Annotated in this window: 28 protein-coding genes; 15 read left to right on the top strand and 13 right to left on the bottom strand. The window is 64.7% G+C overall.

Going from position 1 to position 22396, the window contains the following annotated elements:
* Positions 1 to 163 precede the first annotated feature (163 nt).
* From ACQKOE_RS10490 to ACQKOE_RS10510, 5 genes are all read left to right on the top strand, one after another.
* Positions 164 to 889 (top strand): hypothetical protein, encoded by a 726-nt coding sequence (locus ACQKOE_RS10490; RefSeq protein ID WP_427512744.1) that lies wholly within the window; start codon positions 164 to 166, stop codon positions 887 to 889.
* 126 nt (positions 890 to 1015) lie between these two features.
* Positions 1016 to 1495 (top strand): 50S ribosomal protein L13, encoded by a 480-nt coding sequence (gene rplM / locus ACQKOE_RS10495; protein ID WP_374590454.1) that lies wholly within the window; start codon positions 1016 to 1018, stop codon positions 1493 to 1495.
* Positions 1495 to 1986 carry a 30S ribosomal protein S9 gene (gene rpsI / locus ACQKOE_RS10500; protein ID WP_374590452.1) on the top strand — a complete coding sequence of 164 codons (492 nt, stop codon included), beginning with the start codon at positions 1495 to 1497 and terminating at the stop codon, positions 1984 to 1986. The genes rplM and rpsI overlap by 1 nt, the downstream gene beginning before the upstream one ends.
* Before the next feature lie 117 nt (positions 1987 to 2103).
* Entirely contained in the window at positions 2104 to 3021 is a 918-nt protein-coding gene (locus ACQKOE_RS10505; protein WP_427512745.1) for a hypothetical protein, read from the top strand.
* A 40-nt stretch (positions 3022 to 3061) separates the two neighbouring features.
* Entirely contained in the window at positions 3062 to 3760 is a 699-nt protein-coding gene (locus ACQKOE_RS10510) for an HPP family protein (RefSeq protein ID WP_427512746.1), read from the top strand.
* Here ACQKOE_RS10510 and ACQKOE_RS10515 read toward each other — a convergent pair.
* Positions 3757 to 4572 carry a metallophosphoesterase family protein gene (locus ACQKOE_RS10515; RefSeq protein WP_427512747.1) on the bottom strand — a complete coding sequence of 272 codons (816 nt, stop codon included), beginning with the start codon at positions 4570 to 4572 and terminating at the stop codon, positions 3757 to 3759. The genes ACQKOE_RS10510 and ACQKOE_RS10515 overlap by 4 nt on opposite strands.
* A gap of 370 nt (positions 4573 to 4942) precedes the next feature.
* Between ACQKOE_RS10515 and ACQKOE_RS10520 the strand changes: the two genes are divergently transcribed.
* Positions 4943 to 5206, top strand: coding sequence for a UrcA family protein (locus ACQKOE_RS10520; RefSeq protein ID WP_374590442.1), 264 nt, complete (start codon positions 4943 to 4945; stop codon positions 5204 to 5206).
* A 72-nt stretch (positions 5207 to 5278) separates the two neighbouring features.
* Here the strand turns inward: ACQKOE_RS10520 and ACQKOE_RS10525 are convergent, their stop codons facing one another.
* The 3 genes from ACQKOE_RS10525 to ACQKOE_RS10535 all read right to left on the bottom strand — a co-directional run bounded on the left by ACQKOE_RS10525 (position 5279) and on the right by ACQKOE_RS10535 (position 8800).
* The gene (locus ACQKOE_RS10525) at positions 5279 to 6022 is read right to left on the bottom strand and encodes a LytR/AlgR family response regulator transcription factor (RefSeq protein WP_427512748.1); all 744 of its coding nucleotides are present in this window, start codon (positions 6020 to 6022) and stop codon (positions 5279 to 5281) included.
* The gene (locus ACQKOE_RS10530; RefSeq protein WP_427512749.1) at positions 6012 to 7211 is read right to left on the bottom strand and encodes a sensor histidine kinase; all 1200 of its coding nucleotides are present in this window, start codon (positions 7209 to 7211) and stop codon (positions 6012 to 6014) included. The genes ACQKOE_RS10525 and ACQKOE_RS10530 overlap by 11 nt, the downstream gene beginning before the upstream one ends.
* A gap of 77 nt (positions 7212 to 7288) precedes the next feature.
* A complete protein-coding gene (locus tag ACQKOE_RS10535; RefSeq protein ID WP_427512938.1) occupies positions 7289 to 8800 on the bottom strand; it encodes a fumarate hydratase in 1512 nt (503 codons plus the stop codon).
* A gap of 164 nt (positions 8801 to 8964) precedes the next feature.
* Here ACQKOE_RS10535 and ACQKOE_RS10540 point away from each other — a divergent pair, with 164 nt between their 5' ends.
* The 9 genes from ACQKOE_RS10540 to xth all read left to right on the top strand — a co-directional run bounded on the left by ACQKOE_RS10540 (position 8965) and on the right by xth (position 16152).
* Positions 8965 to 9573: a protein-L-isoaspartate O-methyltransferase family protein gene (locus ACQKOE_RS10540; RefSeq protein ID WP_427512750.1), complete on the top strand. Its 609-nt coding sequence runs from the start codon at positions 8965 to 8967 to the stop codon at positions 9571 to 9573.
* 4 nt (positions 9574 to 9577) lie between these two features.
* Complete coding sequence (locus tag ACQKOE_RS10545; RefSeq protein ID WP_427512751.1) at positions 9578 to 11026, top strand: TolC family outer membrane protein; 1449 nt, start codon at positions 9578 to 9580, stop codon at positions 11024 to 11026.
* Positions 11027 to 11061: 35 nt separating this feature from the next.
* Positions 11062 to 11493, top strand: a complete 432-nt coding sequence (locus ACQKOE_RS10550; protein ID WP_374590432.1) for a DUF2497 domain-containing protein — start codon at positions 11062 to 11064, stop codon at positions 11491 to 11493.
* A 95-nt stretch (positions 11494 to 11588) separates the two neighbouring features.
* Positions 11589 to 13694, top strand: a complete 2106-nt coding sequence (locus ACQKOE_RS10555; RefSeq protein ID WP_427512752.1) for a prolyl oligopeptidase family serine peptidase — start codon at positions 11589 to 11591, stop codon at positions 13692 to 13694.
* A 3-nt stretch (positions 13695 to 13697) separates the two neighbouring features.
* A complete protein-coding gene (locus ACQKOE_RS10560; protein ID WP_427512753.1) occupies positions 13698 to 14129 on the top strand; it encodes an acyl-CoA thioesterase in 432 nt (143 codons plus the stop codon).
* Complete coding sequence (locus tag ACQKOE_RS10565) at positions 14126 to 14506, top strand: (2Fe-2S) ferredoxin domain-containing protein (protein WP_427512754.1); 381 nt, start codon at positions 14126 to 14128, stop codon at positions 14504 to 14506. Before ACQKOE_RS10560 ends, ACQKOE_RS10565 begins: the two co-directional genes overlap by 4 nt.
* A gap of 66 nt (positions 14507 to 14572) precedes the next feature.
* A complete protein-coding gene (locus ACQKOE_RS10570) occupies positions 14573 to 15001 on the top strand; it encodes a CBS domain-containing protein (protein ID WP_374590424.1) in 429 nt (142 codons plus the stop codon).
* 39 nt (positions 15002 to 15040) lie between these two features.
* Entirely contained in the window at positions 15041 to 15373 is a 333-nt protein-coding gene (gene erpA / locus ACQKOE_RS10575; protein WP_427512755.1) for an iron-sulfur cluster insertion protein ErpA, read from the top strand.
* Positions 15373 to 16152 carry an exodeoxyribonuclease III gene (xth, locus tag ACQKOE_RS10580; protein ID WP_374590420.1) on the top strand — a complete coding sequence of 260 codons (780 nt, stop codon included), beginning with the start codon at positions 15373 to 15375 and terminating at the stop codon, positions 16150 to 16152. Before erpA ends, xth begins: the two co-directional genes overlap by 1 nt.
* Before the next feature lie 57 nt (positions 16153 to 16209).
* On the opposite strand, the gene ACQKOE_RS10585 is transcribed toward xth, so the two are convergent.
* The 9 genes from ACQKOE_RS10585 to ACQKOE_RS10625 all read right to left on the bottom strand — a co-directional run bounded on the left by ACQKOE_RS10585 (position 16210) and on the right by ACQKOE_RS10625 (position 22186).
* Entirely contained in the window at positions 16210 to 16863 is a 654-nt protein-coding gene (locus ACQKOE_RS10585; RefSeq protein WP_427512756.1) for a cell wall hydrolase, read from the bottom strand.
* Positions 16864 to 17064: 201 nt separating this feature from the next.
* Positions 17065 to 17382, bottom strand: a complete 318-nt coding sequence (locus ACQKOE_RS10590) for a DUF1491 family protein (protein ID WP_427512757.1) — start codon at positions 17380 to 17382, stop codon at positions 17065 to 17067.
* A 20-nt stretch (positions 17383 to 17402) separates the two neighbouring features.
* Positions 17403 to 17864 carry a PTS sugar transporter subunit IIA gene (locus tag ACQKOE_RS10595; protein WP_374590414.1) on the bottom strand — a complete coding sequence of 154 codons (462 nt, stop codon included), beginning with the start codon at positions 17862 to 17864 and terminating at the stop codon, positions 17403 to 17405.
* A gap of 112 nt (positions 17865 to 17976) precedes the next feature.
* Complete coding sequence (gene hpf / locus ACQKOE_RS10600) at positions 17977 to 18543, bottom strand: ribosome hibernation-promoting factor, HPF/YfiA family (protein WP_374590412.1); 567 nt, start codon at positions 18541 to 18543, stop codon at positions 17977 to 17979.
* Positions 18544 to 18577: 34 nt separating this feature from the next.
* On the bottom strand, positions 18578 to 19264 hold the full coding sequence (gene dnaQ / locus ACQKOE_RS10605; RefSeq protein ID WP_374590410.1) for a DNA polymerase III subunit epsilon: 687 nt from the start codon (positions 19262 to 19264) through the stop codon (positions 18578 to 18580).
* A gap of 45 nt (positions 19265 to 19309) precedes the next feature.
* Positions 19310 to 19921, bottom strand: coding sequence for a dephospho-CoA kinase (gene coaE / locus ACQKOE_RS10610; protein ID WP_427512758.1), 612 nt, complete (start codon positions 19919 to 19921; stop codon positions 19310 to 19312).
* Positions 19918 to 20775 carry a shikimate dehydrogenase gene (gene aroE, locus ACQKOE_RS10615; protein ID WP_427512759.1) on the bottom strand — a complete coding sequence of 286 codons (858 nt, stop codon included), beginning with the start codon at positions 20773 to 20775 and terminating at the stop codon, positions 19918 to 19920. Before aroE ends, coaE begins: the two co-directional genes overlap by 4 nt.
* Positions 20772 to 21359 (bottom strand): Maf family protein, encoded by a 588-nt coding sequence (locus tag ACQKOE_RS10620; RefSeq protein ID WP_427512760.1) that lies wholly within the window; start codon positions 21357 to 21359, stop codon positions 20772 to 20774. Before ACQKOE_RS10620 ends, aroE begins: the two co-directional genes overlap by 4 nt.
* Positions 21356 to 22186: a pyruvate, water dikinase regulatory protein gene (locus ACQKOE_RS10625; RefSeq protein WP_427512761.1), complete on the bottom strand. Its 831-nt coding sequence runs from the start codon at positions 22184 to 22186 to the stop codon at positions 21356 to 21358. Before ACQKOE_RS10625 ends, ACQKOE_RS10620 begins: the two co-directional genes overlap by 4 nt.
* Positions 22187 to 22396 lie beyond the last annotated feature (210 nt).

Below are 22396 nucleotides of genomic sequence, written 5' to 3' on the forward strand. Positions count from 1 at the left end.
AATCCGCCAAAACCAATCGTTTGCTTGCGCCAGAACCCTCGATCCCGTAGATTCTGATTTCGCCTGGCGGTGAACGACAGGCGGTTCAGGGAGGTTGGGTTGCTGTTCCGGACAGAAACAGACATCGCGACTGGGCTATCGCAGGAATGATCGAAGCAAGCCTATGAACCTGGCGCGCCTGTTGATCGCAAGCGCAGCCGTGGTCCTGCCTGCAAGCCACCTGGCCGCGATGGACGGACCGGAAGCAGTAGCGGCCTCCGATGCCTTCGCCCCGCCCTCCACGCCCTTGATCCTGACCCGCACGCTGTACCGCGATCTGCCGGGCGGCGGAAAAATCGTCGTGACCAGACAATACGCAGTGCAGTTCAGCACGGACGCCGATGGTTACAGGCTGGATGGCCAGTTGCTGGACACGATGGTGCAAGTGCCGGAGCGGCTCTCCGCCTTGGCCGAGGTGGAGCGCAAACGCCCTGACAGCGGTCTGTTTCCCGCCTACCTCGATCGGCATGGCCTGATCCGCAGCGACGCAGGCCCCCCACGCTCTTCGGCGCACAGCGACGCCTTGCAACTGGCCGGGCGGGTGCTTTCGAAAAGCGCGCTTCCTCCTCGCGGCAAGGAGGAACTGGGGCAGGCGGCGGGGATGATCGTTACCACTTCGGAGAATTCGCCGTGGCCCGCTTTCCTGTTCAATCCCGGGCCGGGCGAACGGACAACCACCAGCCGGACAGCCTTGCCGGATGGATCGACTGGCTCGATCGAGGTGCGCGTGAAAGCCGACGCGCTGATGCCGGGCGGTCTTCCGCTGCGCATCAGCCGCCTGATCACCACCCGGCTGGCCGGCACCGAACGGACCACGCGCGAGGTCTGGACCTTGGCGCCAAAACCCTGACGGTATTATTTTACCTCTTCCGCAGCGCGCGGAATTCTTGACTTTGTAGCCGAATTGCACGATTGGGCCGGCCTTCCCGCAGGTCCGGTCAACGGATTCGCGGCAACAGCCAAGGGATTCACAGCCATGAAGGCGCTCAGCAAGGTCACCCGGTCGATCAAACCGGCCGAGGTGGAAAAGAAGTGGCATCTGATCGATGCCGAAGGTCTGGTGGTCGGCCGTCTCGCCGTCGTCATCGCCAACTATCTGCGCGGCAAGCACAAGCCGAGCTTCACCCCGCACGTCGATTGCGGCGACCATGTGGTCGTGATCAACGCGGACAAGGTCAAGTTCACCGGCAACAAGCTGAAGCAGCAGACCTATTACAAGCACACCGGCTATGCCGGCGGGATCAAGGAAGTGACCGCTGACAAGGTTCTGGAAGGCCGCTTTCCCGAGCGCGTGCTTGAAAAGGCCGTGGAACGCATGATTCCGCGTGGTCCGCTGGGCCGCGCCCAGATGCGTGCCCTGCACCTCTACGCCGGCACCGAGCACCCGCACGGTGGCACCCAGCCGCAGCCGCTCGACGTGGCTGCCATGAACCGCAAGAACAAGGTGGGCGCGTAATGTCTGAAGAAACCGTCACCGATCTCGCCGCTCTCGGCACCATTGCCGAAACCCCGGTTGCTGCCGCTCCCACCGCGCCGCTGCGCGAAAAGGAAGTGGACGCCCAGGGCCGCGCCTATGCCACCGGTCGCCGCAAGGACGCCGTGGCCCGCGTGTGGATCAAGCCCGGCACAGGCAAGGTCACTGTCAATGGCCGTGACCAGGAAGTCTACTTCGCCCGTCCGACCCTGCGCCTCGTGATCGACCAGCCGTTCCAGGTTGCCGACCGCGCCGGCCAGTACGACGTGATTGCCACCGTCAAGGGTGGTGGTCTCTCGGGCCAGGCCGGCGCCGTGAAGCACGGTATCGCCACTGCCCTGACCAAGTTCGAACCGGCCCTGCGCGGCGTGGTCAAGGCCGCTGGCTTCCTGACCCGCGACCCCCGCGTGGTCGAGCGCAAGAAGTACGGCCGTGCCAAGGCACGCCGCAGCTTCCAGTTCTCGAAGCGTTAAGCGTTCAGACCTTTTCTGGTCGAAAAATCAGGGGCTTGCGAGCAATCGCGAGCCCCTTTTTTGTGGACAGGCTGCATTGGCCTTCTATCTGGGCGGACCGGTTTAGGGGTTCGCACGATGGCTTTTGCCGCAAAGATGATCAGGCCGCGAACTGCGGTGCTTTTTCTGATGGTTGCAGCGCTGATTGGCGAGATTGTCGCGCGCGCCTGGCTGGGTCTTGGCACCCCTCCGCTATTTGTTCCGCACCCGACCATCGAATACATGTACAAGCCCGGCCAGGACGTCATGCGTTTCGGCAATCGGCAATTGTACAACGAATTGGGGATGCGGAACCTCCCCCTGGCGAGCTTCGGGAATCGCGAAGTCGTGATGGTATTCGGCGATAGCGTGCTGAACGGCGGCGCGCAGACGGATCACCAGAACCTGGCGACAAGCCTGCTGACGAACGACCGCGTGGTCTATGCCAATATCAGCGCGGGTAGCTGGGGACCGCAGAACATGGCGGCCTATTGGACAGAGTTCAGGAAACTACTGCCTTACAAAAAGGCGATCCTGGTCCTCAATTCCCACGACATTGCCGACATCCCAAGCTTTGCACCGCTTGATCCTGCGGAGCACCCCACGCAAGCACCCACATTCGCGCTCTTGGAAGGCGTGCAGCGATACCTGCCGCGCTATCTCCCCGCCGGTTGGTTCGGAAGACCAAGCGCCGCGCAGGAGCTGCCATCCATCGCGCGCACGCAGCTCGGGGAACAAGGTGTCCATCGCCTGATCGAACAGTTCCGGCGCGATGGCGTCTCCCTCTGCGCCGTTCGGCATTATACCGTGCCTGAAATGCGCAATGGCCCCGAGCCGGGCGATTCTGCACTTCGAAGCGTGCTGGAAAAGCACGCCCTGCCTGTGGTTGACCTGCGACGGCACTACCCACCAGGAGCCGGGAAAGAAACTTTCTTCAGGGACGACATACACTTCAACGATGCTGGCCAGGCTATCCTGGCAAAAGCCGTTGCGGAATGCGCGAGCATCATGGAGTGAGGCGCCGCGATCCGCCTGCGAAACCCGTCTGGAGTACACTTTGCCCGACAAACATGGCCGCCTTTCCGGCGCTGCACCGATCCTGATGGCCGGACTGACGCGCTGGTTGCCCGGTGCGCTGGGCGCCGCCATCGCCATCGCCCTGACCGGCTATGCGACGCACCTGCTGATGGCGGGAGAACCTGCCCTGCCCTGGCTGGTCGCTTCGATGGGAGCGACCTCGGTACTGGTCTTCGTTGTTCCGGCCAGCCCGCTGGCGCAGCCCTGGCCGGTGGCCGGGGGGCATCTCCTCGCCGCAGCGATGGGCCTGCTGGCGCGAGAGGCAGCGGCGGAGCAATGGGTCGCCGCCGGGCTGGCGGTGGGTCTGGCGATCAGCGTGATGAAGCTGACGCGCTGCCTGCATCCTCCGGCGGGCGGGACTGCCCTGATCACGGCCATGGCCGCACCGGGAAGCGCGGCAGCCGGGCTGGGATTCCTGATAGAACCGATGGCGGTCAACATTGCCTTGCTGCTCCTGTTCGGCCTCGCCTGGCACAAGCTGACCGGACATTCCTATCCGCACCGCGCCATGCCCGTCCCTGCCCCCGCGGCCTGGGTGGGCCACATCGAGGACGAGGATCTGGATGCGGTCCTGAGCGAATGGGACGAAGTGCTGGACGTCAGCCGCGACGACCTGCTTGCCCTGCTCCACGCGACAGAGGCACGGGTGCTGGACCGGGTGAAGGCGGCGAGCGCCTAGCCCGCCTCTGCGCTCGCCGCCTCATCGGGCAGCGGGCCGGTGGGCACTTCAGGAACCTGCACCTGCCTTGTCGGCTGGTGTTCGCGGTTGCGCGCGGTGACCTTGATCGCATCAGACCCCAGTTCGATCCGGTTATAGCTGGGCGGGCTGGAACGCAGGCGGTGCGAGAGCGTACCCGCGCCGATCATCCGCAGCGGACCCGATGCGGTTTCCCGGACCAGGTCGAACGGATCGTGGACGTGTCCGCTCAGCACCGCCGCCACCTTGCGCCGCGCCAGAGCCGCCATGGTCCGCTCGCCATTGATCGTCAGGCGGCGGCCATCCGGCGCGCGCTCCAGCAAGGGGTGGTGCGCGGTTACCAGGACGCGAGTCCCGGCAGGAAGCGCGTCGATAGCCTCCAGCGTATGGCGCAGGGCATTGGGCCTGACCCAGCCTTCCACCCAGGGCCAACGCGGCTGGGCGCGGGTGGTGGTCTTCAGCGGGACTACCGCGAAACCGGGAAAGTCGAGCTCCCGCTCCAGCAGCTTCTCTATCGCGCGATAACGGCGATAGGGCTGGATGAAGCGTTCGATCAGGTTGAAATAGGGCAGGTCGTGATTGCCGATCTCGACCGTCACCGGAACGCCCAGTTCCGATATCCACGCACAGGCAGCGCGGAATTCGCGGTGGCGCGCCCGCATGGTCAGGTCCCCGGTGATCAGCACCGCATCGGGCCGCTCGGCAGCGATCGCCTCGCGCACCCAGGCCAGGGCCTCGGCGTCTTCGCGCCCGAAGTGAAGATCGCTGATATGGAACAGGACCAAGGGCTTCATGAGACTCGCCTGAATTGCAGCGACAGGGACACGCCTGCCGACAGCAAAAGAAATACACCAAGCCAGCCTGCGGTTTCCCCTGTTGCGGTAAGCATCGGTTCTGGACCGGACAGGATGAAGGCCGCGCAGGCCGACCGGACGCGTCATAGCCGAGTCGCGCTTCAAGAACAGCCCAGCAGCATAGTGCACTACTACGGCAATACACTCATGGGTTGAAATCGACCGTTGGTCGACGATCCCCAACCTTGGTCCCCCGATGGCTGCCGCAGGTCGATGCCGGGTGGAGCGCCCGGCAGCGCGGCTTACTCAAAGGATCAGGCGCACCGTCCCCCTCCCCCCAAATAGCGCCGATCAAGAAAGGAGACCTGCCATGTCCCGGTTCCTCACTGCCTCGATTGCCCTGGCCCTGCTTGGCGCGGGCGCTGCCCAGGCCCGCACCGCCGAAGTGCGCTATGCCGATCTCAACCTGGCCCATCCGGCTGGCCAGGCAGAGCTGGATCGCCGCGTCGAAAGCGCTGCGCGCAAGGTCTGCGAAAGCGACCTGCGGCCTAACACCCGTATAGAGAATCACCGCGAAGTCAGCCGCTGCAAGGCCGACGTTCGCGCACAGGTCAGCACTGCCCTCAAGGCTTGAGGGCAGTTTGCGACGGCCCCGGAGCAGTCCAGTCCCCCGCATCCGGGGCCGTTTTATCCGCGAATTGAAGTGTCAGCGGCCCGCCATCGCCTTGGCCTTGGCCAGGTAGGTCCGGCCAATCCGCACCAGCGTTCCGTCCTCCAGCTCTGCCGACCAGACGCCCAGGCCATCGTGGCGCAGGCCCTTGATCCGGTCACGCCGGAGAATGGTGGAGCGGTGCAGGCGAATGAAGCGCTCGGGATCGAGCCGCGCTTCCAGCCCTGAAACGGTTTGCAGCAGCAGATAGGTCCGGCTGGCCCCGTCCTTCTGCCCGACGTGCAAACGCACGTAATCGCGCTCTGCATCGATCCGGTCCACATCGTCAGCCGATATGCGCAGCAGTTCGGAGCGGTATGGCACCCAGAATTCGCTCAGCCAGTCGCCGCCGCCGCTGGCCCGCTGACCACGCCGCGCCGCCGCGCGCGCCACGGCCCGTTCCAGCCGCTCCGGCGTCACCGGCTTCAGGACATAGTCGACCGCTTCCAGATCGAACGCCTCAACCGCGAAATTGTCATGCGCAGTAACGAAAACGACTGCCGGGGCATCTTCCTGCCGGGTCAGGGCGCGCGCCACGGCCAGGCCATCAAGTTCCGGCATGGTCATGTCGAGCAGGACCAGGTCCGGCGCCAAGGCACCGATCTGGCGCAGGGCCGCCGCGCCGTCCTGCGCGGTTCCGGCCACCTCGATTCCGGCGATTTCGCGGCAGATGATCTCCATCCGCTCCAGCGCCAAGGGCTCATCATCGACGATCAGAGTGCGCAGCGGCTTATCGGTCATGGCGTTCCAAGGGCAAGCGCAGCACGGCCTGCCATCCTCCTTCGGGCGCCGGACCGGCGGTCAGGCTCGCTTGTGCGCCGTATCGCGCTTCCAGCCGGTCGCGGACATTGGCGAGGCCGATGCCGAAACCGGACTTGCCGCCCTTGGCCGCGCCGGGGCCATTGTCGCTGACCTCGACGATCAGCCCGCCTTCGTCTTCGCGCGCGGCAATGGTTACCGTCACCGGCTTGCGGGTGGGGGCCACCGCATATTTGACCGCGTTTTCGACCAGCGGTTGCAGGATCATCCCCGGCACGGTCGCCGTTTCCAGCGCGGCGGGAATATCGAACAGCGTCACCAGCCGGTCCGGGAAACGGGCGGATTCGATTTCCAGATAGGCGCGTTGCAGCGCCACTTCCTGATCGAGCGCCACGTCGCTGGTCGGGTCCTCGGCCAGGCTGCGGCGGTAAAAGCTGGACAGAGCCTGGATCATCTTTTCCGCCGCTTGCCCGCGCCCGGTCATCACCAGCGAGGACAGCGAATTGAGCGTGTTGAACAGGAAGTGCGGATTGACCTGGTAACGCAGACTGCGCAGCTCCGCCGCCTTGGCCGCGCGCTTGTATTCACCCTCGCGCCGTTCGGCCGCGCGGGCCTGCTCCGCCGTGACCATGGCAAAGTAGAGCGCGGCCCAGGCCAGCAGCAGGAAATAGCGCCCGATGGCAATGTCGGTCAGCTGCCGCCAGAGCGCCTGTTCGGCGAACTTCTTTTGCAGGGCGGCAAGCTGATCCGGAGTGAGTGCCGGGGGATCGGGAATATCGACCAGCACGTTGCCCGCCGTATCGTGGCGGATCTGGACTTCGGTCGGATTGCGCTTTTCCTGCAGGATCTTCTGGTCGAGCCCGGAAAAGACCTGGCGGTTGATCATCGCCAGACCCAGCGCGGCGGGCAGCATGACGACCAGAGCAATGCCCATGCGTAGCCCGATCCGGGCATTGTCGAACAAACGCAGGATCAGCCAGGCCAGCGCCGTCACCGTCATCCCGGCCAGGGTGACCAGGGTGCGCAGGCCCAGCATTTCCAGGAAATAGGCCCGATCCAGCAGCAGGCTGCGCAGCGTGATCAGGCCCAGATAGCAGAGCCAGATCCCCGCAATGGAGATCAGGACTGCGCGCGTCGGCACGCGGGAAGGGCGGCTATCGGATTCCTCCATCACACCCGGACGATAGACTTCCGCTGGCCACGAAGGCCAGCGGATTGGTCGACCCCTTTTGCCGTTTGGTCGATGGATCAGCCGTTCAGGTGTTCCTTGGCGATCTTGTCCTTCCACACCAGCGGGGCAAGCTGGTGGACATTGTTGCCTTCGGAATCGACCGCGACGGTCACCGGCATGTCCTCGACCGAGAATTCGTAGATCGCTTCCATGCCGAGGTCTTCGAAGGCCACGACCTTGGCTTCGCGGATCGCGCGGGCAACCAGGTAGGCCGCGCCGCCCACGGCCATCAGGTAGGCCACCTTGTGCTTGGCAATGCACTGCACCGCACCCTGCCCGCGCTCGGCCTTGCCGATCATGGTCAGCAGGCCCAGGTCGAGCATCATGTCGGTGAACTTGTCCATGCGGGTCGCCGTGGTCGGGCCAGCCGGGCCGACGACTTCGCCGATCACCGGATCGACCGGGCCGACGTAGTAGATCGCGCGGCCGCGGAAATCGACCGGCAGCTCCTCGCCCTTGGCCAGCATGTCCTGGATCCGCTTGTGCGCGGCATCGCGGCCGGTCAGCATCTTGCCGTTCAGCAGCAGGCGGTCGCCATGCTTCCAGCTTTGCACTTCCTCATGCGTCAGGGTGTCGAGGTTGACCCGCTTGGCCGCCTTGTCGGGCGACCAGGTGACATCAGGCCATTCGTCCAGCTTCGGCGTTTCCAGGAAGGCCGGACCGGAACCGTCCAGCGTGACATGAGCATGGCGCGTGGCCGAGCAGTTGGGGATCATCGCCACTGGCTTGCCTGCGGCGTGGCACGGCCATTCGTGGATCTTCACGTCCAGCACCGTGGTGAGGCCGCCCAGGCCCTGCGCGCCGATGCCCAGGGCGTTGATCTTGTCATACAGCTCGACGCGCAGCTTTTCGATGTCGGTCTGCGGACCGCGCGCCTTGAGCTCGTGCATGTCGATCTCGTCCATCAGCGATTCCTTGGCGAGCAGGACGGCCTTTTCCGCCGTGCCGCCGATGCCGATGCCGATCTGGCCCGGAGGACACCAGCCGGCGCCCATCTGCGGGATCATTTCCAGGACCCAGTCGACGATCGAGTCGCTGGGGTTCATCATCTTGAACTTGGACTTGTTCTCGCTCCCGCCGCCCTTGGCCGCGACGTCGATGGAGACGGTGCGGCCCGGCACCATTTCGACATTCAGGACGCAGGGCGTGTTGTCGCGGGTGTTGCGGCGGGTGAAGGCCGGGTCGGCCACGATCGAGGCGCGCAGCTTGTTTTCCGGGTGGTTATAGGCGCGGCGCACCCCTTCATCGACCACTTCCTGCAGCGAGCGGTTTGATTCGAGACGGCATTCCTGGCCCCATTTCAGGAACACGTTGACGATCCCGGTGTCCTGGCAGATCGGCCGGTGCCCTTCGGCGCACATCCGGCTGTTGGCGAGGACCTGGGCCATCGCGTCCTTGGCCGCGGGGTTTTCCTCCCGCTCCCAGGCCGCGGCCAGCGCGCGGATATAGTCCATCGGGTGGAAATAGCTGATGTATTGCAGCGCGTCGGCCACGCTTTCGATCAGGTCTTCCTCGCGGATCGTCACCATGTTCATGGGCCTGCCTCACTCCATTGATATAGCACTTCGCCGCCCCCATAGGCGCGTAAAGTGCCCCGCGTCAAAGCGCTTGGCGCATGGCGGCGCTTCCCCTAAGAGGCGAAGGAATTGCGTTACTGTATTGCTTGTGCAATACAGCTTGCCAGAGGCCCGATATGACCCTTGCCGCCCAGACGATTGCATCACAGTCCGAAGACCTTGGCGCCGCCCGCCGCGCCATGATCGACAGCCAGCTGCGCGTGTCCGGAATCAACCAGGACTGGCTGCTGGCCGTCCTGGCCCGCGTGCCGCGCGAAGATTACGTGCCCGCCGCCGCGCGCGGACACGCCTATATCGACCGCGCGATCCCGCTGGACCACGGGCAGGCCCTGCCCGCACCGCTGTTCCAGGCGAGCCTGCTGGCCCAGGCCGAACCGAAAGCGCACGAAAAGGTGCTGGTGATCAGCCCCGCCGGCTATCTCTCGGCGCTGGTCGAACCGCTGGTGCAGTCGGTCGAAACCGTCAACCCGATCGGGGTCCACAGCGTCCAGACACTGCCGACATACGATCTGGTCCTGATCGACGGTGCGGTCGAACAGCTGCCGGACAACCTGGTCAAGGCGCTGCTCGATGGGGGCCGCGTGGTGACCGGGCTAGTCCTGCGCGGTGTTACCCGGCTGGCGGCAGGGACCAAGAATGGCGAAGCGGTAAACCTTGTTCCGCTGGCCGAGATGGGGATTCCGGTCCTGCGCGAATTCGCAGCACCGAAAGGTTGGAGTTTCTAGGCGAATGGCGAAGTCCAGCGGTTACCAGATTGCGCGTCAGGCGCTGATTGCCGGCATGGTGGCAATGGCCGCCACCCCGGTCCTGGCGGACGATCTGCGCGAAGCGCTGGTCATGGCCTATAACACCAACCCGACCCTGCAAGGCGCCCGCGCCCAGCAGCGCGCCGTGGACGAAGGCGTGCCGATTGCGCGCTCCGCCGGGCTTCCTTCGGTTTCGGGCACGGCCACCTACAGCGAATTCGTCGAAGGCAGCACGGACAATCCCCTGGCACCCCAGCGCAACCTGGACGCTACGGTCAATCTGGGCATGCCGATTTACGCGGGCGGCGGCATCCGCAATTCGATCCAGGCGGCCAAGACCCGCGTCGCTGCCGGTCAGGCCGATCTGCGAGCCGTGGAAACCGGCGTGTTCAGCCAGGTCGTTGCCAGCTACATGGACGTGATCCTGGCCGAAGCCGTGGTCAAGCTGAACCGGGCCAACGTGCAGCGCCTGAACGTCAACCTGCAGGCGACGCGCGACCGCTTTGAAATCGGCGACCTGACCCGGACCGACGTCGCCCAGTCCGAAAGCCGTCTGGCCCTGGCACAGGGACAGACCCGCAGTGCAGAGGCAAACCTCATCGCCGCGCGCGAACGCTATATTCAGGTGGTTGGCAAGGCTCCGCAGAACCTCGCCACACCGCCCGCCCTGCTGGGTCTGCCCACCAACGCCGACGATGCAGTCGCGATTGCGCTCGATTCGAACCCCGACCTGCTCGCCGCGCGCCAGCGCTCCAAGGCCGCCGGCTATGACACTGCCGCAGCCAATGCGCGCAGGTTGCCGCAGGTCGGCGTCTTCGCCAGCAGCGGTTACAACGACTTCCTGGGCTCCAACCAGATCCCGGGCGCAGTGCAAAGCAGCACCGACACCACGGTCGGCGTTCGCGCCACGGTGCCGCTGTACCAGGGCGGACTGCCCTCGGCACAAAAGCGCCAGGCCCAGGCCCGTGAAGGGGCTACGCTGGAGCAAGAGATCGGTGTCGAGCGCGCAGTTATCGCTTCGGTCCGGGCGGCCTTTGCCCAGTGGCAAGCGGCGCAATCGCTGACGCTCAGTTCGCAGACCGCCGTTGCTGCGGCGGAACTCAGCCTGGAAGGCGTCCGGGCTGAAAACACCGTGGGCAACCGCACGATCCTCGACATCCTCAATGCCGAGAACGAATTGCTCAACGCCCAGGTCCAGCTGGTGACCGCGAAGCGCAATGCCTATGTCGCCGGGTTCAACCTGCTTGCCGCCATGGGCAAGGCGGAGGCCCGCGATCTGGGGCTGGACGGTGGCACGCTCTACGATCCGGACGTGAATTATCGCCGCGCGCGCGGGTCGATCTTTGACTGGAACGACAACCCGGATCCCAAGCCGGTCTCGACTCGCACCGTTGACACCAGGGCGCAGGACGGTTCAGTAACCGGCGACTGATTCTGTCCCTTTCCGGGACGCGTGGGGAACGGGCAATGCGTCAGGCGAATGAACCTTCGGTCGAGGAAATCCTTGATTCGATCAAGAAAGTGATCGCCCGCGACAACCGTGTTGCCACTGAATCCCCCACCCGCCGCGCCGCATCTGCCCCTGTGATCCAGGACGAGGAAGAGGACGTGCTCGATCTGGAAACTGCCGGCGAAGTGGTTGAGGAAGTGGCCCCTGAAGGCCCGCTGCTCCCCCGCGAAACGGTCAGCTCGATCAGCGAATCGCTGGCAGCCCTCGCCGTCATGGCCGAACCGCGCGCTGCCCCGCAGATCGTGCGTTCGGGCGAAACCTCGCTGGAAGGCCTGACCCGCGAACTGCTGCGCCCGGCCCTTGCCGAATGGCTCGACAAGAACCTGCCGCCGCTGGTTGAAAAGATGGTCGCAGCGGAAATTGCCCGGATCGTCGGCAAGCGCGTTTAACAACGCAAGGCCGGAACAGGACCGTCATTGCGAGGAACGCAGTGACGAAGCAGTCCGGCCTAGACACGGCGGCAAGTGCAGCTAATCCTGCCCGCATGAAGAAATCAGCCACTGCGCTCTGTGCGCTCGCTTTCGCCCTGTCCGCTGCTCCCGCCCTGGCCCAGACCGCGCCCCGCGCGATGACGGCGGAGGACCTGATCACTCTGAAGCGCGTCGTCGCTCCCACCGCTTCGCCCGATGGCCAGTGGGTCGTGTTCCAGCAGACCGATACCGACCCGCAAAGCTACAAGCGCAGCACCGGCCTGTGGCGCGTCCCGGCCAAGGGTGGCCCGGCCCAGCGCATTGCCGACATTCCCGATGCAGGCGAAAACAGCCCGGCCTTCAGCCCGGACGGCACGCGGCTCTATTTCATCTCGGACAAGAGCGGCAAGGATCAGGTCTGGCTCCTGGACCTGACCACCCCCGGAGCGGCACCGGTCCGGGCGAGCGATTTCCAGGCGGACGTCGCGGGCTTCCAGCTATCGCCCGATGGCACGCGCCTGCTGGTCTGGGGTGATGTCGCACGCGACTGCCCGACGCTCGGCTGCGATAGCAGCGGCGATACCAGCCAGCCCGGACCGGGCACCGGGCGGCACTACAAGACCGGCACCGGCTTCGTCCGGCACTGGGACAGCTGGGAAACGCCGGGCAATTACAGCCGCGCCTTTGCGGTGAACCTGGGTGCCGATGGCAAGGTCAGCGGGGAAGCGATCGCGCTGGACGGCCCGGTCGGTACCCTGACCGGCGATACGCCGTCCAAGCCGATGGGCGGCGGTGAGGAACTGGCCTGGGCCGCCGATTCGAAGAGCGTGTTTTTCACCGCGCGCCAGTCCAACGCGCAGGAGCCGCTGTCGACCAACCTGGACGTCTGGCATTCGATGCTCGACGGCAAGGCCCCGCACAGCCCGACCAAGGCCAACCTCGCGACCGATACCCAGCCGCGCCCCTCGCCCGATGGCAAGTGGCTGGCCTGGACCGCGATGGAGCGCCCCGGTTACGAAAGCGACCGGCTGGTCGTCCACGTGATGAACCTTGCCACGCACGAGCGCCGCGCCCTGACCGGCAGCTGGGACCGTTCGGTCAGTTCGCTGGCCTGGACCCCGGATTCCCGCGCCCTGATCGTCACTGCGGAGGACGTGCTGGACACCCCGGCATTCAGGGTCGAGCTGGACAGCGGCAAGATCACCCGCCTGCGGCTCGCCCCGAAAGGTGCGCGCGAAGGCCACATCGGCAATGTCACCCCGCTGGCCAATGGCGCGATCCTTTACACCCGCGACGGCGTGGCCAGCCCCGCCGAAGTGTGGATCGCGGAAAAGGGCAAGGCTCCCCGCCAGCTCAGCCGCGCCAACGATGCGCAGCTGGCGGCGCTGGTTCCGCTCAGCAGCGAACGTTTCAGCTTCAAGGGCGCAAACGGAGCGACCGTCTGGGGCCAGATCCAGACTCCGGCCAATGCCAAGGGCAAGCTGCCGGTGCTGCTGTTCGTCCATGGCGGACCGCAGGGTTCGTTCAATGACGCCTGGTCATCGCGCTGGAACCCGCGCGTTTTCGCGGCCCAGGGCTATGCGGTCGTCTCGATCGATTTCCACGGATCGACCGGCTACGGGCAGGCCTTCACCGATGCGATCAACCAGGATTGGGGCGGCAAGCCACTGGAAGACCTCAAGCTGGGCCTGGAAGCCGCCCTGGCCGGACGCCCGCAGCTGGACGGCACAAAGGCCTGCGCGCTGGGTGCATCCTATGGCGGCTACATGATGAACTGGATCGAGGGGCAGTGGCCGGACCGTTTCCGCTGCCTGGTCAATCACAACGGCGTGTTCGATTCCCGCGCCATGGCCTATTCCACGGAGGAACTGTGGTTCAACGAATGGGAACATGGCGGCAAGCCCTATTACGAAGCGCCCGAAGCCTATGAAAAGTGGAACCCGGTGAACCACGTGGCCAAGTGGAAGACGCCGATGCTGGTCGTGCTGGGCGAAAAGGACTTCCGCATTCCCTACAGCCAGGGCCTGGGTGCCTTCACCGCCCTGCAACGCAAGGGGGTTGAGGCGGAACTGCTGGTCTTCCCGGACGAGAATCACTGGGTGCTCAAACCCAAGAACTCGCTGCAATGGCACCAGACGGTCTTTGCCTGGCTGGACCGCTTCCTGAAGTCGGGGAACTGAACCATGGCCCGTCCTGATGCAGCGCTGCTCGATGCGGCGCGCTATCCTTTTGCCCACACGATCACGACGCGGTTTGCCGACGTCGATCCGAACCAGCATCTCAACAACGTTGCCCTGGCGGCGATGATGGAAGACGCGCGGGTGCGCTTCAACATGTCGATGGGCAGCGCGGTAAAGATCGGCGAGCGCCGCGCCATGGTCGCCAGCGTGGCGATGGAATACTTGTCGCAAGGCCATTTCCCTGATCCCGTTACGGTCCATTGCGCGGTGGAGCGGGTGGGCAATTCCAGCTGGACCGTGATCCAGTTGCTGGCCCAGAACGGCCGCGCGGTGGCCTTTGCCCGTTCGGCGCTGGTCGCGATTGCGGATGATCGTCCCACTCCGATTGCCGAGGACTACCGGCAAATTCTCGCCGAGTGGACGCTCAAACCGTGAACGATCAGGCAGAACTCGCCCGTGCCCGCGCGGCCCTGGCCACCAACGGCGGAGACAAGGTCCGTCGCCACATCTTCCTTTGCGCCGAAGCGCAAAAGGGTGAGTGCTGCTCTGCCGCGGTGGGGGCCCCGGCGTGGAAGTTCCTCAAGAAGCGGCTCAAGGAACTGAAGCTGGACCGCGACGGCGGCATTGCCCGGACCAAGGCCGATTGCCTGAAGATCTGCGCTGCGGGCCCGATTGCCGTCGTCTATCCCGAAGGCGTCTGGTATCATTCCGCGACGGAGCCGGTGCTGGAACGGATCATCCAGGAACACCTGGTGGGCGGCGTTCCGGTCGAAGAATTCCGGCTCTATCCGGCCGGCAAGGACCAAGCCTAAGCCGACTCGCCAAGCGCCTCGCTTCGTGTCATCATCTCCGGGCAAGAACAGACCCGGAGAGTTGCCATGACGATTGCGCGACTGATCGAAGGGCGGAGCGGCGAAATCGTCGCCTGCGATACGCAAACCAGCGTGCGCGATGCGGTACGCTTGCTGGCAGAGCGACGAATCGGCGCCATGCCGGTCTATGCCGGGGGCAAGGTTGCCGGCATCTTTTCCGAACGCGACGTGGTTTACGAACTGGCCGAGCAAGGCCCGGGCGTGCTCGACAAGACCGTGGGCGAGGTAATGACCTCTCCGCCGATCACCGTGTCCCCCGCAACGGACGTGCTGGAGGCGCTGGGCCTGATGACCCGCCGCCGCATTCGCCACCTGCCGGTCGTAGACGGGGAACAGATGACGGCTTTTGTTTCGATCGGCGATCTGGTCAAGCACCGGATCGACCGCGTCGTGGCCGATGCCGAAGCCATGCGGGCCTATATCCAGAGCGCGTGATTCCTTGCCGCTGGGGCGGGGAAGCCCTACATCGGCAACATGGATGCACCGACAATGACTCTCAGCCCCTCGGCCGCCGCGCGCGTGGCAACCATTGCGGCCAAGCAGGGCAAGCCTGCGATCCTTCGCCTCTCGGTCGAAGGGGGCGGCTGTTCCGGGTTTCAATACAAGTTCGGACTGGCCGAGGCTGCCGAAGCGGATGACCTGGTGGTAGAGCGCGACGGCGTGACCCTGGTGGTCGATCCAGTCAGCCTGGACCTGGTTGGTGGCAGCATGGTCGACTATGTCGAATCGTTGGGCGGCGCGGCATTCAAGGTCGAGAATCCGAATGCCAGCGCTGGTTGCGGCTGCGGTTCAAGCTTTGCCGTCTGATGAAGGTCGCCACGTTCAATATCAACGGGATCAAGGCCCGCCTGCCGCGCCTCCTGGAATGGCTGGAGGAGACCCGCCCGGCCGTTGCCTGCCTGCAAGAGATCAAGACCCAGGACGAAGGCTTTCCCGCCGACGAGTTTGAAAAGCTGGGCTACCACGCCATCTGGCACGGCCAGAAAAGCTTCAACGGCGTTGCGATCCTGGCCGACGGGACCAAGCCGGTGGAAATCCAGCGCGGGCTGGAGGGGGAGCCTGAGGACGATCATTCCCGGTATCTCGAAGCAGACGTGTTCGGCACCCGGATCGTCTGCATCTACCTGCCCAACGGCAATCCGCAGCCGGGGCCGAAGTTCGACTACAAGCTGCGCTGGATGGAACGCCTGCGCGCCCGGATGGCGCAGATCAAGGCCGAGGAAGTCCCTGCCGTGGTGCTGGGCGACTTCAATGTGATCCCGACTGACAGCGACGTGTGGTCACCGCGCGCCATGGCCGACGATGCCCTGATGCAGCCGGAATCGCGCAATGCCTATTTCCGCCTGCTGGGCGATGGCTGGACTGACGCATTGGCCACTCACAATCCACAAGGCGGGGTCTGGACCTATTGGGACTATCAGGCCGGGGCCTGGCAGCGCGATCATGGCTTTCGCATCGACCATGCCCTGCTGTCGCCCGAACTGGCCGACCGGCTGGTCGCCTGCGGCGTCGACAAGGCGCACCGGGGGCGGGAAAAGGCCAGCGACCATGCGCCGGTCTGGGTCGAGTTTCGCCCCGAGAGCTGATCCCACGAAAAAGGGCGGGTGTTACCCCGCCCTTTTGATTTCAGACCGTGCTGCGTCTCAGCGATAGAAGACGTGGTTGTCGACCTTGCCCAGGCGGCGCAGGCGCCATTCCGGGCTGACATAGGCAGCATGGAAGAACAGCGCGCCTTCGACGGGGCTGCTCCAGGTATTCTCATGCGCGATCTGGGCGATGGCGACAGCGTTCTTCCAGGCCTTCGAAGCCTTGGGAATCGCGGGCATCGAACGGCCCCGGACGAACGAGAACTGGGACGGCTGATAGACCACCCCGCAATAGGAAGTCGGGAAGCGGCCCGACTTGGACCGGGCGACGATCACGCGGCCCACGGCCAGCTGTCCGGCCAGGGTTTCGCTTTTCGCCTCGAAATAGATCGCGCCGGCAAGGCATTCCATTTCGTTGGTCAGTTCAACCGGAGCGGACTGCGCGGCGACAAGTTCGGCCAGCGTATCCGGGGTATCGTCAAGGGTGGCGGAGCCGGGCCCCGGAGCCTCTACCACCTGAGGCACGGTGATCTGCGCCTCGGCGGGAAGCGGGGTAACCAACAGCTGCGAATTGTTGGAGACTGGTTCCTGGATGGCCGGCGCGGAAACCCTGTTCTGCGCTGCCGCGCCCGAACCACCGGCGCTTGCAATAATAGTGAAAAGTGTTGCGGCTACCGCCAATGCGGATGCCTTTTGAAGCTTCGGACTCACTACAAGTTCTTTTTGGGCGGTGGACGCGCCTGACGCAGGATGGTCGGGAACGATCAACCAGGCGAACCTGTTTCACTTATTCCACGCCGGGATCCTGCCGACTGCCCCCCGTCTGCGTGCTTGCGTGGCAGACCGGAATGTCTGCGCGCGCCGCCTGCGCATCAAAGAGTGGGGGGCCTTTGGTTGTGCAGCGCAGCAGAGTCAACCCAGGAAACCTTGCCGCAGGATGAACCGTTCACCATCCGCGATATCCAGTTCAACAATCCACAGGTCCGGATCGCGACTGCAGCGCCGATCCAGGTATTCGGAGAAGTCCGCAGGATTTTCAGGGTCTTGCTGCCTCGTGCAGGTCCAGACCCGGCCTCTTTCCGGGTCGGGCAAAAGCTCGAACAGGCGCAGATTTGCGCCTCTTTCAGCCATGACGACAAGGATTGTTCCGGCTTCGCGTTCACCTTTGTGCAGGACCGCGCCAAAGCCGCCCGCAGCCTCTGCCGCGCGGATGATTCCTGCCACAGCCATGTGGGCGGGAAGGCGGGCGCTCAGGCCGCGTCCTTCTCGATCGAATTGGACAAGAGGCCGTAAATCGCCTCGGCACCCGGCGCTTCGGCCAGGGCGCGGTGCATGGCCTCGTCGCGCATCAGGCGGCTGATCGCGGCGAGGGCGTGCAAGTGAGCGGCGCCAGCCGCTTCGGGCGAGAGCAGGCCGAAAACCATGCTCACCGGCATCCCGTCCGCCGCATCGAAAGCAACCGGGCTGGCCAGGCGCAGGAACGCGCCGACCGGACGGTTGAGACCGGGAATCCGGGCGTGCGGAATGGCTACGCCGCGCCCGAATCCGGTAGAACCAAGCTTTTCCCGCTCTTCGATGCGTTCCAGCACCAGATTCGATTCCAGGCCGTAAACGCTGGCGAATCGCTCTGCCAGCTGTTCCAGGATCGCTTGCTTGCTATCCGCATCGACCGTTCCCACGGCTTCGGGCATCAGGGTGAAAAGTGCAGTCATTTCAGACGTAAGATCCAAGTTGCACGACCGGGCCGGTTAAAGCCCGGTCAGCGGTTGACCCCGCTTCAAGCCCCCTCGCCTGTCGGATTGACGCGCGCCTTTACCCCGCGCGTCACCGGGGTTCAACCCATCCGATCGAACCATCCCCCCGGCGATACACCATATTGTGCTTGCCGGTTCCCGCATTCTTGAACAGCAGCGCGTTGGTATTGCGCAGGTCTAGCATCATCACCGCATCCGATACGGTCGCCTCTGGCACGTCGACGCGGGTTTCCGCGATTACGACCGGGGCATCGATAGTGACTTCCTCGGCCTCTTCATCCGGTTCGACAAAGACGGTGTAGGCGGCTTCCTCGGTGCGCATGGCATGGGCGCTTTCCTCGTGCCGGTCCTTGATCCGGCGCTTGTAGCGACGCATCTGCTTGTCGATCTTTTCGGCGGCCTGGTCCAGCGCCACATGCGCGTCCTGGGCGATACCCGCTCCCTTCAGCACCAGGCCCTGCATCACGTGAGTCACGATGTCGCAGCGGAAGGCAGCTGCCGGGGCGCGGTTGAAGGTGACGGAACTGGAAAGCGCGCGGGGGAAATACTTTTCAACGATCGCATTCAGCCGATCCTGCGCATGCACCTGCAGCGCTTCACCCGTTTCAACCTGGTGGCCCGATACGCGAATGTCCATCGTTGCTTCTCCTTCACAAAAGCCCGGAACGATGTCAGTCACGCCATAGCGGAGACTGCATCGTTTCGAGGAATGCGGCATGGGCCGCGAGTTCAGCCTCGCTTGGCGCATGGGGCCTTGCGGGGCGGAATATTCGCTCGCGCCGGGTGACGGCGAGCGTGGTAATCTCGATCGTTTCGACTTCGGCGGCGAGCGACAGGCCGATCTGCCGTCCGCCGGTCAGTTCAACATAGACCTGGGCCAGCAGTTCGGCGTCAAGCAAGGCGCCGTGCTTTGTGCGGTGGCTGCGATCAATGCCATAGCGGGTGCAGAGCGCGTCGAGCGAATTCTTCGCCCCCGGATGCCGCATCCGCGCCATGGCCACCGTATCGACCATGCGGTCGCGGCTGAGCGGCGGCAGTCCGCACATTTCGAGCTCGGAATTGACGAAGCCAAAGTCGAACCCGGCGTTGTGAGCGACCAGCATCGCCTCTTCGCCGATGAATTCCAGGAACTCCGCCGCCTTTTCATGAAAGCGCGGCTTGTCAGCCAGGAAAGCGGCGGAAATGCCGTGAACCCGCTCGGCCTCTGCCGGCATGTCGCGGTCCGGGTTGAAATAGCAATGGAAGGTGGCGCCGGTCGGCACCCGGTTGACCATTTCGATGCAGCCGATTTCCACCAGCCGATCACCGCTTTTTGGATCGAGTCCGGTGGTTTCGGTGTCGAAGATGATCTCGCGCATTACCCTTCCGATATCTGCCCCTTTGCGGGCGGTTACAAGAGGGATTCACACCGAATTTTCGATCCCTGTGATCCGGTGGACCAGTTGCTGCACGGCATGGCGGGTTTCGGCCAGGCTGACCCCGGTGTCGATCACGTGGTCGGCCAGCTTGCGCTTTTCCGCGTCGGGCACTTGCAACTTCAGGATCTGCTCGAACTTTTCCACGGTCATGCCAGGCCGGGCCAGCACCCGTTCGCGCTGGACCTCTGCCGGAGCGGACACCACGACTACAGCATCAAGGCCATGCTGCCCGGTCTTTTCGTACAGGAGCGGAATGTCGAACACGATCAGGGGGGCATTGGCATTGTCCGCCAGAAAGGCGCGGCGCATTTCGGCCACTTCCGGGTGGACGATGCTTTCCAGAGTCTTGAGCGCGGCGGGATTGCCAAAGACGGCGGCGCCCAGCTTTTGCCGGTCCACCCCCTGCGGCCCGGTCGTGCCGGGAAAGGCGCGCTCGATCGGGGCGATGCAGGCGCCGCCCGGTCCCTGCAATTCGTGCACCGCCGCGTCGGCATCGAAGACCGGCACGCCCAGCCCCCGAAACATGGCGGCAACCGCACTCTTGCCCATGCCGATGGAGCCCGTCAGGCCAAGGATGAAGGGGCGCTGGTCCGTCATGCCGTCAAGATCTCCCGAAGCTGCGCATCCTGTTCGCGCGGGGCCGGGGCACCAAAGAACTTTTCAAAGGCCACCGCAGCCTGCCCGATCAGCATGGCCAGCCCGTCCACGGTGGGAAAGCCGCGCTGGCGCGCTTCGACCAGCAGCGGCGTATCGAGCGGGTGAGTGACAATGTCATAGACCACGCTTCCCGGCGGGGCATGGCTGAAATCGAAGGCCAGCGGCGGCTGACCGGCCATGCCCAGCGGACTGGCATTGACGATCAGGTCCAGCAGCCCCTGCCGATCATCGAAGGCAAAGTCGGTTTCCGGCGCGAAGTGCGCCAGGTCGACCGCGTGGTGCTCGCCCTTGGGGGCCAGTTCGTCCAGCAGGGCGCGCGCCTTGGCCGGATCGCGTGCTGCCAGAACCAGGGTAAATCCTTCGTCCGCCAAAGCCGCGACAATGGCCCGCGCCGCGCCGCCCGCGCCCAGAATGCGGGCCATGCGGAACAGGTGCGTATCGGCTAGCAGGGGCTGCAGTGGCTCCAGAAAGCCCGGGGCGTCGGTGTTATAGCCGGTCAGCCGGCCATCGACGCCGCGCACCACGGTGTTGACCGCGCCGATCCGCGCCGCTTGCGGATCGACCTCGTCCAGAAAAGCCATCGCGGCCTGCTTGTGCGGCATGGTGATATTGCAGCCGCGCCAATCGGGATCGCCGCGCCTCCGGGCAAAGTAATCGCCCAGTTCGGCAGGCAGGACATGGCAGGCGCGGTATTCCGCATCGAGGCCCAGCTTGCCCAGCCAGAAGTTGTGAATCGCCGGGCTTTTCGATTGAACGATGGGATCGCCGATCACTTCGGCATAGGGCCGGGTCATGCGGGCAGTTCCCCTTGTTCGCGCAGGGCACCCAGAACCGGCAGCAACGGCATTCCCAGCACGGTGAAGTGATCCCCTGCGATGGTGTCGAACAATTGCACTCCGCGCGCCTCGATCCGGAACACGCCGACGCAGCCCGCCACGGCAGGCCATTCGTGGGCAAGATAGTCAGCGATGAAAGCCTCGCTCAATGCGCGGACCTGCAACCGGGCCAGGGCGACATGGGTCCACAGCACCTGATCGCCACGGGCCAGGCAGGCGGCAGAGAACAGCTGCATTTCGCGCCCGGAAAAGAACCGCAGGTGCTCTGCCGCCTGGTCGCGGCTGGCGGGCTTGTCGAACCGGCGGCCATCCACGGCGACCAGGGAATCGCTGCCCAGAACCGTCGCTTCAGGCCGCTCCTTGCTGACTGCCAGCGCCTTTGCCTCAGCCAGGGCCAAGGCAACCAGGTCGGGGGGGGAACCTTGCAGACTGCCTTCCAAAGCCCGTTCGTCCAGATAGGCGGGCATGGCTTCATAGGTGACGCCAGCCGCGTCCAGCATGGCGCGGCGCGAGGCGCTTTGCGAGGCGAGGATCAGGGTCATTCCGCCATTCCTGCCGGGGCAGCCCGGGATTCGTTGTAGAGGTTGATGATTGCCGCCGCCGCCTCTTCGATGGAACGGCGCGTCACGTCGATCACCGGCCAGCCATTATCGGCAAACATGCGCCTTGCATATTGCACTTCCTTGGCCACCCGGTCGGCATCGACATAGGACGTTTCCGGCGCCTGGTTGAGCGAGAGCAGGCGATTGCGGCGGACCTGGACCAGCCGGTCCGGGGCAGTAGTCAGGCCCACGACCAGAGGATGCTTCAGCCCGAACAGGGCCGGTGGCGGGGGGCTTTCCACCACGATTGGAATGTTGGCCACCTTGTACCCGCGGTTGGCGAGGTAGATCGATGTTGGCGTCTTGGAGCTGCGCGACACGCCGGCCAGGACAATGTCCGCCTCTTCCCAGTTCTCCCAGCCGATCCCGTCATCGTGGGCAATAGTATAGTGGATCGCATCGACCCGGCGGAAATAGGCCTCGTCCATCGTGTGCTGGCTGCCAGGACGGGCGCGGGGGTGCTGACCCAGGGCATCCTCCAGCGCGGCCACGGCAGCGTCGAGGACCGGCACGACCGGCAGGCCCAAGGCGCGGCACCGCTCCTCCAGCTTGACCCGGATGTCGGCATTGGCCAGCGTGAAGAAAACCAGACCGGGATTGGCCCCGATTTCCCCCATGATCCGGTCCAGATGCTGCTGCGAGCGGACCATCGGCCAGAAATGCCGGTTCACTTCCGCCCCTTCGAACTGGGCAAGCGCCGCCTTGGCCAGCATTTCCAGCGTTTCACCGGTGGAATCCGACAGCAGATGAAGATGCAGGCGCGGCATGGAAGTGGATCAAGGGCCCCTGTGGATGAACAGGCTCATAAACCACGGGACAACCATTGGTACAAGTTCGGGGAAAGAATCCATGCCCCTTCCCGGCCTGCCACAGGGACTCTTGTGGACAGGTGGATAGTGTTCCCCACAGGCTGGGGACAACGGGGATAAGATTGCCTTGACGCGCCGCAGCAAGGATTCGGATGTGCCAGCACCCCT

The organism is Novosphingobium sp. NPDC080210 (genome assembly GCF_050281025.1).
Taxonomy (GTDB): Bacteria; Pseudomonadota; Alphaproteobacteria; order Sphingomonadales; family Sphingomonadaceae; genus Novosphingobium.

Excerpts from the sequence above, each read along its gene's own strand:
- ACQKOE_RS10490 (WP_427512744.1), top strand. The coding sequence starts at position 164 with ATGAACCTGGCGCGCCTGTTGATCGCAAGCGCAGCCGTGGTCCTGCCT.
- rplM (WP_374590454.1), top strand. The coding sequence starts at position 1,016 with ATGAAGGCGCTCAGCAAGGTCACCCGGTCGATCAAACCGGCCGAGGTG.
- rpsI (WP_374590452.1), top strand. The coding sequence starts at position 1,495 with ATGTCTGAAGAAACCGTCACCGATCTCGCCGCTCTCGGCACCATTGCC.
- ACQKOE_RS10505 (WP_427512745.1), top strand. The coding sequence starts at position 2,104 with ATGGCTTTTGCCGCAAAGATGATCAGGCCGCGAACTGCGGTGCTTTTT.
- ACQKOE_RS10515 (WP_427512747.1), bottom strand. The coding sequence starts at position 4,572 with ATGAAGCCCTTGGTCCTGTTCCATATCAGCGATCTTCACTTCGGGCGC.
- ACQKOE_RS10520 (WP_374590442.1), top strand. The coding sequence starts at position 4,943 with ATGTCCCGGTTCCTCACTGCCTCGATTGCCCTGGCCCTGCTTGGCGCG.
- ACQKOE_RS10525 (WP_427512748.1), bottom strand. The coding sequence starts at position 6,022 with ATGACCGATAAGCCGCTGCGCACTCTGATCGTCGATGATGAGCCCTTG.
- ACQKOE_RS10530 (WP_427512749.1), bottom strand. The coding sequence starts at position 7,211 with ATGGAGGAATCCGATAGCCGCCCTTCCCGCGTGCCGACGCGCGCAGTC.
- ACQKOE_RS10535 (WP_427512938.1), bottom strand. The coding sequence starts at position 8,800 with ATGGTGACGATCCGCGAGGAAGACCTGATCGAAAGCGTGGCCGACGCG.
- ACQKOE_RS10540 (WP_427512750.1), top strand. The coding sequence starts at position 8,965 with ATGACCCTTGCCGCCCAGACGATTGCATCACAGTCCGAAGACCTTGGC.
- ACQKOE_RS10545 (WP_427512751.1), top strand. The coding sequence starts at position 9,578 with ATGGCGAAGTCCAGCGGTTACCAGATTGCGCGTCAGGCGCTGATTGCC.
- ACQKOE_RS10550 (WP_374590432.1), top strand. The coding sequence starts at position 11,062 with ATGCGTCAGGCGAATGAACCTTCGGTCGAGGAAATCCTTGATTCGATC.
- ACQKOE_RS10555 (WP_427512752.1), top strand. The coding sequence starts at position 11,589 with ATGAAGAAATCAGCCACTGCGCTCTGTGCGCTCGCTTTCGCCCTGTCC.
- ACQKOE_RS10560 (WP_427512753.1), top strand. The coding sequence starts at position 13,698 with ATGGCCCGTCCTGATGCAGCGCTGCTCGATGCGGCGCGCTATCCTTTT.
- ACQKOE_RS10570 (WP_374590424.1), top strand. The coding sequence starts at position 14,573 with ATGACGATTGCGCGACTGATCGAAGGGCGGAGCGGCGAAATCGTCGCC.
- erpA (WP_427512755.1), top strand. The coding sequence starts at position 15,041 with ATGGATGCACCGACAATGACTCTCAGCCCCTCGGCCGCCGCGCGCGTG.
- xth (WP_374590420.1), top strand. The coding sequence starts at position 15,373 with ATGAAGGTCGCCACGTTCAATATCAACGGGATCAAGGCCCGCCTGCCG.
- ACQKOE_RS10590 (WP_427512757.1), bottom strand. The coding sequence starts at position 17,382 with ATGGCTGTGGCAGGAATCATCCGCGCGGCAGAGGCTGCGGGCGGCTTT.
- ACQKOE_RS10595 (WP_374590414.1), bottom strand. The coding sequence starts at position 17,864 with ATGACTGCACTTTTCACCCTGATGCCCGAAGCCGTGGGAACGGTCGAT.
- hpf (WP_374590412.1), bottom strand. The coding sequence starts at position 18,543 with ATGGACATTCGCGTATCGGGCCACCAGGTTGAAACGGGTGAAGCGCTG.
- dnaQ (WP_374590410.1), bottom strand. The coding sequence starts at position 19,264 with ATGCGCGAGATCATCTTCGACACCGAAACCACCGGACTCGATCCAAAA.
- coaE (WP_427512758.1), bottom strand. The coding sequence starts at position 19,921 with ATGACGGACCAGCGCCCCTTCATCCTTGGCCTGACGGGCTCCATCGGC.
- aroE (WP_427512759.1), bottom strand. The coding sequence starts at position 20,775 with ATGACCCGGCCCTATGCCGAAGTGATCGGCGATCCCATCGTTCAATCG.
- ACQKOE_RS10620 (WP_427512760.1), bottom strand. The coding sequence starts at position 21,359 with ATGACCCTGATCCTCGCCTCGCAAAGCGCCTCGCGCCGCGCCATGCTG.
- ACQKOE_RS10625 (WP_427512761.1), bottom strand. The coding sequence starts at position 22,186 with ATGCCGCGCCTGCATCTTCATCTGCTGTCGGATTCCACCGGTGAAACG.